Below are 3,085 nucleotides of genomic sequence, written 5' to 3'. Positions count from 1 at the left end.
CCACCCACCCAGGCGCCCCTCGTGCACCACTCATCGGGCGGCTGAGTGGTGCACGAGGGGCGCCTGGGTGGGTGGCGGCCCGGGACGGGTGGGCCGGTCGGTACCCCGCGGTCCGCGCACAGGGCGCACGCACCGCACCGACATCCCCGGGCTCTAGGGTGTGGCCCGGGCGCTCCGCCGTCGTCGCTGCCCGCCCACCGATGCACCGCTCCACGGAAGGACCCCGCCCATGCCCGGCGCCGCCCACCACATCGCCCTGGTCGCCCACGACAACAAGAAGGTCGAGCTGCTCCGCTGGGCGGAGTTCAACCGCGGCACCCTGTCCCGGCACCACCTGTACGCGACCGGCACGACGGGCACGATGCTGGAGTTCGAGCTCGGGCTGCCCGTGACGCGGCTGCTGTCCGGCCCGGTCGGCGGGGACCAGCAGATCGGCGCGAAGATCGCCGAGGGCACGATCGACATGCTGGTGTTCTTCTGGGACCCGCTGGAGCCGCAGCCGCACGACCCCGACGTCAAGGCGCTGCTGCGGATCGCCGCGGTGTGGAACGTCCCGATGGCCGCGAACGTCGCGACCGCGGACATGCTGATCTCCTCGCCGATGCTGGGCGAGGAGTGGACCAGCCGCCCCGAGATCACGCCCCGCGCCTGGGACGGCAGCTCCCCGGTCGCCTGACCTCGGGTTCGTCGCACCTCGCACGCCCGCCCTACGGTCTCCGGCCCCGCACCCTGCGATCGCAGGAGGCGGGGCCGGAAACCGTAGGCCGCGCGGACGCCGCGCCGGTCAGATGTAGATCGCGGGGTCGTCGATCTCCGGCTCCGGGGGAGCGGAGCTCGGCTTCTGGCGGATCTTCGCCGGGACGCCGACCGCCACCGCGCCCGCGGGGACGTCCTTGAGGACCACCGCGTTCGCGCCGATCTGCGCGCCGTCGCCGATCCACACCGGACCGAGCACCTTCGCGCCCGCGCCGACCACGACGTCGTTCCCGACCGTCGGGTGCCGCTTGCCGCGCCGCATCGTCTTGCCGCCGAGGGTCGCGCCGTGGAACAGCACCACGTCGTCGCCGACCACGGCGGTCTCGCCGACCACGACCCCCATGCCGTGGTCGATGAACAGGCGGCGGCCGATCGTCGCGCCGGGGTGGATCTCCACCCCGGTGGCGGCGCGGGAGGCCTGGGACAGCAGCCGGGCGGGCAGCCGCAGGGCCGGCTCGCGCCACATCCGGTGCGCCACCCGGTGCACCCACACCGCGTGCAGGCCGGGGTACGCCAGGGCGACCTCGACCCGCGACCGAGCAGCCGGGTCCCGGCGCTGCGCGGCCTCCAGGTCCTCGCGCAGCGTGCGGGCGAGCCGGCGCAGGCTGCGCCAGTGCTCGCCGGCGCCGGTGGTCCCGGCCGCGGCGCGCTCGGCGGAGGTCGCGCGCGCCGGGGTCGGCACCCCCCGGCCGGCGGGCCGGGAGGTGCCGCCCGTGAGCGGCGGTCGCGTGGTCGAGGTCATGGCGATCAGTCCAGGAGGTCGGCGTACAGGATGGAGGAGAGGTACCGCTCGCCGAACGACGGGATGATCACGACGATCAGCTTCCCGGCGTTCTCGGGCCGCTTGCCGAGCTCGATCGCGGCGTGCAGCGCGGCGCCGGAGGAGATGCCGACGAGCAGGCCCTCCTCCTTCGCGGCCCGGCGCGCGACGGCGACGGCGGTGTCCGCGTCCACGTCGATGATCTCGTCGTAGATCTCCGTGTCCAGGATCTCGGGGACGAAGTTCGCCCCGATGCCCTGGATCTTGTGCGGGCCGGGCGCGCCGCCGTTGAGGATCGGCGACTCGGCCGGCTCGACGCCCACGATCTGCACCCCGGGCTTGCGCTCCTTGAGCACCTGGCCGACGCCCGTGATCGTGCCGCCGGTGCCGATGCCGGCGACCAGGATGTCGACCTCGCCGTCGGTGTCGGCCCAGATCTCCTCGGCAGTGGTGCGGCGGTGGATCTCCGGGTTGGCCTCGTTGGCGAACTGCCGGGCCAGGACGGCGCCCGGGCGCTCCGCGACGATCTCGTTCGCGCGGTTGACGGCGCCCTTCATGCCCTCGGAGGCGGGGGTGAGGATGAGCTCGGCGCCGTAGGCCCGCAGCAGCGCCCGCCGCTCCTTCGACATCGACTCCGGCATCGTCAGCACGACGTCGTAGCCGCGCGCCGCGCCGACGAACGCGAGCGCGATGCCCGTGTTGCCCGAGGTCGCCTCGACGATCGTGCCGCCCGGCTTCAGCTCGCCCGAGCGCTCCGCCGCGTCGACGATCGCGACGCCGATCCGGTCCTTGACCGAGCTGGCGGGGTTGTAGAACTCGAGCTTGCCGACGACCGTCGCGCCGACGCCCTCGGTCAGCTTGTTGATCCGCACCAGCGGGGTGTTGCCGATGAGCTTCGTCGCGTCGTCGTAGATGCGTGCCATGTCAGTCCGTCCTTGGGAGTGTCGGCGGTGCAGGGGGGAGCGGCGCGGGGCGCGCCCGGCCGCGGGTCGAGGGCGAGCGCTGGCCCGGGGCGGGCCCGGGTCGGGCCGGGAGCCGGCGTGCGGCGGTGCGGCCAGCGCTCTACAGACAGCGACAGCGGGTCGCCGCGGGCACGGCGTGCGCGCGCACGGGGGCGGGGCGCGACGGGAGGAGCGCGGTGCTCGGCGCGAGGCGCATGCCCGGTCCCCTCTCCCTGGTGGTCGGCACCCGACACGGCCGACAGTAGCGCCAACGCACGCGGCCCCACAAAGATGCCCGGGCGCCCCGATCGGGTGGTCCCCGGACCCCGGCGCGGGCCCGGTCGACGGCCGGCTTCCACCCCTCCACCGTGCGGCACCGGCCAGGTCGCCGCCACCGGGAGCAGCGGCGACGCGGCCGGGGGCGCACGGGGGGGGGGCCGCGGGGGGGGCCGGCGCCCCCCCCCCCCCCCCCCCCCCCCGGGGGGGGGCCCCCGGGGGGGCCCCCCCCGCGACCCTAGCGGGCGGGCCGGGTCCGGCGGGGACGTTCGCGCAGATCAGCGACGCCGGTTCCGGTGGGCCTCAGATCAGCACCGCCCCCGTCGACGCAGACTGCACGAGCTTCGCGTAC

3 protein-coding genes are annotated in these 3,085 nt (G+C 75.6%); 1 reads left to right on the top strand and 2 read right to left on the bottom strand.

Going from position 1 to position 3,085, the window contains the following annotated elements:
* The first annotated feature begins 229 nt into the window (after positions 1-229).
* A complete protein-coding gene (locus MHY85_RS20695; RefSeq protein WP_147796187.1) occupies positions 230-676 on the top strand; it encodes a methylglyoxal synthase in 447 nt (148 codons plus the stop codon).
* Between the two features lie 108 nt (positions 677-784).
* On the opposite strand, the gene epsC is transcribed toward MHY85_RS20695, so the two are convergent.
* Positions 785-1,498: a serine O-acetyltransferase EpsC gene (gene epsC / locus MHY85_RS20690; RefSeq protein WP_239200294.1), complete on the bottom strand. Its 714-nt coding sequence runs from the start codon at positions 1,496-1,498 to the stop codon at positions 785-787.
* 5 nt (positions 1,499-1,503) lie between these two features.
* Positions 1,504-2,439 (bottom strand): cysteine synthase A, encoded by a 936-nt coding sequence (gene cysK, locus MHY85_RS20685; RefSeq protein WP_239200291.1) that lies wholly within the window; start codon positions 2,437-2,439, stop codon positions 1,504-1,506.
* Between the last annotated feature and the right edge of the window lie 646 nt (positions 2,440-3,085).

Source organism: Cellulomonas sp. ACRRI, from assembly GCF_022346185.1.
GTDB lineage: Bacteria > Actinomycetota > Actinomycetes > Actinomycetales > Cellulomonadaceae > Cellulomonas.
The sequence above is the reverse complement of the archived record's forward strand: the minus strand, read 5'-3'. Positions and strand labels throughout refer to the sequence as shown.

Excerpts from the sequence above, each read along its gene's own strand:
- MHY85_RS20695 (WP_147796187.1), top strand. The coding sequence starts at position 230 with ATGCCCGGCGCCGCCCACCACATCGCCCTGGTCGCCCACGACAACAAG.
- epsC (WP_239200294.1), bottom strand. The coding sequence starts at position 1,498 with ATGACCTCGACCACGCGACCGCCGCTCACGGGCGGCACCTCCCGGCCC.
- cysK (WP_239200291.1), bottom strand. The coding sequence starts at position 2,439 with ATGGCACGCATCTACGACGACGCGACGAAGCTCATCGGCAACACCCCG.